We start from the raw sequence: 3,217 nt of genomic DNA, 5'->3' as shown, positions 1-3,217 counted from the left end.
CAGCCACTGGGTGAACAGCCTCAGGGTGCCGACGCGGCGCTGGCAGGTCGCTGCGGCCGAGCTCTCCCGCAACGACCGGTAGGCGATGCGTACGTTCTGGTCGGTCAGCGCCGAGATCGGAACACGTCTCAGGACATCGGCCTCGGCGTCGCCGCCCGCGTCGACGTGCAGCTGACGTGCCCACGCGGTGAGGTCCTGACGGTATGCATCGCGCGACCTGTCGTTGAGGCCGCGCCGGGTCAGCGTGGCTCGGTCGGTGAGAAATGGCTCGACGACGTCGTGGAACATCACTGTCTCGCCCGCTACGCTCACAGTCCCCCAGATTACAGTCTTTTCGAACATTTCTGCGATAGGGGGTACTATCGCGGAAATCCAGCAGCGGTCGTGTCGGTGACCGCTCGGCGCGGAGCGTACAGAGGCCCAGGATTACGGGTGGGCATCCAGGAACTCGTCGATGAGCCGCCACGTCGTCCCTAAGGCCTTGGGACCGGTGAGGACACCGAGGTGTCCGCCTGGCGCGATCGGCATCCGTACGTCTGGGGAGTCGGTGAGGAGCCGGGCCACGTGGTGTGCGGCTGCGGCTGGGACCAGGACATCGCTCTGTCCCGCCACGTTCATCACCGGCACGCGTACGTCCGCGAGGTGCACCTCGCGGGTGACTCCCCGGATCGTGCCGCTCGCGAGCTCGTTTCGGATGGCGAGCCGCACGTACGCCTGCATCGTCGCGCGTCCAGGGTAGGTGAGCATGCTGTTCATCAGCTCGTCCACCGCCGCGACCTGGGCGAGGAAATCGCGGTCGTCACGGTATTTCCACAACGTAATCGGCTTCTTGAGGTACGCCGGCAGCGCGGTGGCCTTGAACCCCAACCCGGTCACCAGGGACGGCGGCCCGCCAGTGAGCTTGATGAGGCTGCCGATGATCCTGCCGTCGGTGTATTTTCCGATCGCTCGCAGAGGCGCCAACAGCGGCGTCTTCGAGAGATCGACCGGGCTCGCGACCATGGCCACGGCGTTGATCGGGAGGGCTGGATAGGCCGCCGACGTGATCAGGGACAGCAACCCACCCATGCACCAGCCGACGAGGTTGACCCGCGCTCCCCCGGCATCCTGGCTCACCGTGTCGATCGCTGCCGGGAGCACGTTCATGACGTAATGCTCGAGGCCGAGGCGGCGGTCCGCGAAGGTCGGTGCGCCGTAGTCGAGCAGGTAGGTCCGACGTCCGCCCTGCACCAGATGCTCGGCGTAGGAACAGCCACGGTGCAGGTCGAAGCACTTCGCTTGTGCGCCCAGCGGCGGCACGAGCAGCACAGGCAGGCCGCCCGTCGGCGTCGTCTCGTTGTACCGCTTGACGGTGCGCGTGTGGCCGGTGTCGACAACGGTCGACGGGAAGTCGCTCGTGTCGGCGATCCCCCGCTTGAACAGGAAGTCGGACAGGTTCATCACCGCCTGGCGGCGCTGCACGAGTGTTCGTTGGTCACCCATCCGGCTTAACCTTCCAACTCGCTCTCGGGCCCTACCCTATTCTCCGCCCAGGAATCGCCACCCGAGCTGACGGCTGGCTCTCTTGTCGAATGTGACGGTCTCGGTGACACCGAAGAGACTCATCGAGGCATGGATCAGGGCGTCGGCGAAGTCGGCGCCCTCCTCGGCAAGAGACAGCGCTCGTACGACCCCTTCCCCGTCCTCGAACTCGAAGGCAGGCGTCTCGACCAGTGCCCGGATCACCTTCAGTGTCGATGAGCGGTCGATCCCGAGCGCTCGGTGCACCACCCAGTAGAGCTCGACCAAGGTCACCTGGGTGATGAAGCCCTGGGACTTCTCGGTGAGCGAGTCCAGAAAGGCTGTCGCAGCCTCGTGCTGCGGGTCGTCGATGTCGACCAACGCGCGAACCAGCACATTGGTGTCGACGCCGATCACGACCCGCCACTCTCCGATGCGGCGTCCGCGATCGCCTCGTTGATCTCTTCGGCCGTGAGACTGCGCTGCCCTGGGCGCGCCAGGACGCCGTACAGATCTGAGATCTTGCCCGTGCGGGCCACCAGTCGGTATTCCCGCGGGCCGAGTCGCACGAACATGACCTTGGAGCCGGCCTCGAGGCGCAGGTCGTCGCGAACGTCCTTCGGGATGGTGATCTGGCCCTTGCTGGTCATCACGGCTTGCGTCATGCGAATCTCCTTTCGATTCGAAGCCCTCCTTACAACGTACGCCTGTACAGGAAAGAGATCAACGGGCCCTGGCAAGGAGATCGGCGACCCGCTACTCGAGCGGCTTGCCGTTGGCCTCCGGTGTGAGGGCGACGGTGACGGCGGTGATCAACAGCAAGACAACGGTGTATCCGAGGAACAGGTCGCCCTGGCCGCGACTGGAGAGCCACGTCTGGAGGTAGGGCGCGGTGCCACCGGTGATTGCCACCGCGAGCGAGTACGGCACCGCGAAACCCGAGGCCCTGACGTGGGTCGGGAACAGCTCGGCCAGCGCCGCCGGCATCATCGAGACCACGAAGGCGATCAGCACCATCGCGATCGACATCGCCAGCAGGAGCTGCCAGGCCTCCCCCTGGATGAGGCGGTTGAGCGGGAAGGTCACGGCGGCCCCGCCGACAGCGAAGATCAGGAAGTTAGGGCGACGACCGATCCGATCCGACAATGCCCCGGCGAATGGCAGCAGCACGATCAGCAGAGCGGTTGCGGCAGCCCCTGACCACAGTGCGGCGGCGGGGGCCATCCCCTTGACACCGATGGCGTAGGCCGGGGCGGCGATCGCCCAGGTGTAGAAGAAGACCGTGCCGCCGATGGTCAGCCCTTCGAGTGGGGCGTCGCCTTCCACGACCTCGACCTCGAGTCCATCGCTGACGGCACCAAGGACAAGAGGCAGGTACGCGAGGAGCTGAAGGGCATTGGCAAGAAGGCGGTGCGCCAGGTGGTCAAGGACTACGTCGCATTCCCCGCCCTGAGCGGCAGACACTGGAAGCGCACACTGAAGGCCAACCTCACCGCCAATGTCGTGCGCAACGTGTGGGCCTACGCGATCATCTTCTGCGGTCACTTCCCCGATCAGGCCTACACCTTCACCGAGGAAGAGGCTGCGGATGAGTCGATGGGCGCCTGGTACATCCGTCAGCTGCTCGGTTCGGCGAACATCGAGGGCAGCGACCTCTTCCACCTGATGAGCGGCAACCTGTCCTTCCAGGTCGAGCACCACCTCTTCCCGGACATGC

Annotated in this window: 5 protein-coding genes and 1 pseudogene; 1 reads left to right on the top strand and 5 read right to left on the bottom strand. The window is 65.6% G+C overall.

The genetic code is table 11. The features are described from left to right. From ACRDPS_RS06055 to ACRDPS_RS06035, 5 genes and pseudogenes are all read right to left on the bottom strand, one after another. A pseudogene (locus ACRDPS_RS06055) lies at window positions 1–312 on the bottom strand (tyrosine-type recombinase/integrase); the annotation flags it as partial. Between the two features lie 114 nt (window positions 313–426). Beyond that, entirely contained in the window at window positions 427–1,482 is a 1,056-nt protein-coding gene (locus tag ACRDPS_RS06050; protein WP_431500725.1) for an alpha/beta fold hydrolase, read from the bottom strand. Between the two features lie 36 nt (window positions 1,483–1,518). Then, window positions 1,519–1,917 (bottom strand): PIN domain-containing protein, encoded by a 399-nt coding sequence (locus ACRDPS_RS06045; protein WP_431500724.1) that lies wholly within the window; start codon window positions 1,915–1,917, stop codon window positions 1,519–1,521. Next, window positions 1,914–2,165, bottom strand: a complete 252-nt coding sequence (locus ACRDPS_RS06040; RefSeq protein WP_431500723.1) for an AbrB/MazE/SpoVT family DNA-binding domain-containing protein — start codon at window positions 2,163–2,165, stop codon at window positions 1,914–1,916. Before ACRDPS_RS06040 ends, ACRDPS_RS06045 begins: the two co-directional genes overlap by 4 nt. Before the next feature lie 91 nt (window positions 2,166–2,256). Then, window positions 2,257–2,826, bottom strand: a complete 570-nt coding sequence (locus tag ACRDPS_RS06035) for an MFS transporter (RefSeq protein WP_431500722.1) — start codon at window positions 2,824–2,826, stop codon at window positions 2,257–2,259. Between the two features lie 93 nt (window positions 2,827–2,919). Between ACRDPS_RS06035 and ACRDPS_RS06030 the strand changes: the two genes are divergently transcribed. Continuing rightward, a partial coding sequence (locus ACRDPS_RS06030) for a fatty acid desaturase family protein (RefSeq protein WP_431500721.1) occupies window positions 2,920–3,217 on the top strand: 298 nt, incomplete at its 3' end.

The organism is Nocardioides sp. (genome assembly GCF_050699375.1).
GTDB lineage: Bacteria > Actinomycetota > Actinomycetes > Propionibacteriales > Nocardioidaceae > Nocardioides.
The sequence above is the reverse complement of the archived record's forward strand: the minus strand, read 5'-3'. Positions and strand labels throughout refer to the sequence as shown.

Excerpts from the sequence above, each read along its gene's own strand:
- ACRDPS_RS06040 (WP_431500723.1), bottom strand. The coding sequence starts at position 2,165 with ATGACGCAAGCCGTGATGACCAGCAAGGGCCAGATCACCATCCCGAAG.
- ACRDPS_RS06050 (WP_431500725.1), bottom strand. The coding sequence starts at position 1,482 with ATGGGTGACCAACGAACACTCGTGCAGCGCCGCCAGGCGGTGATGAAC.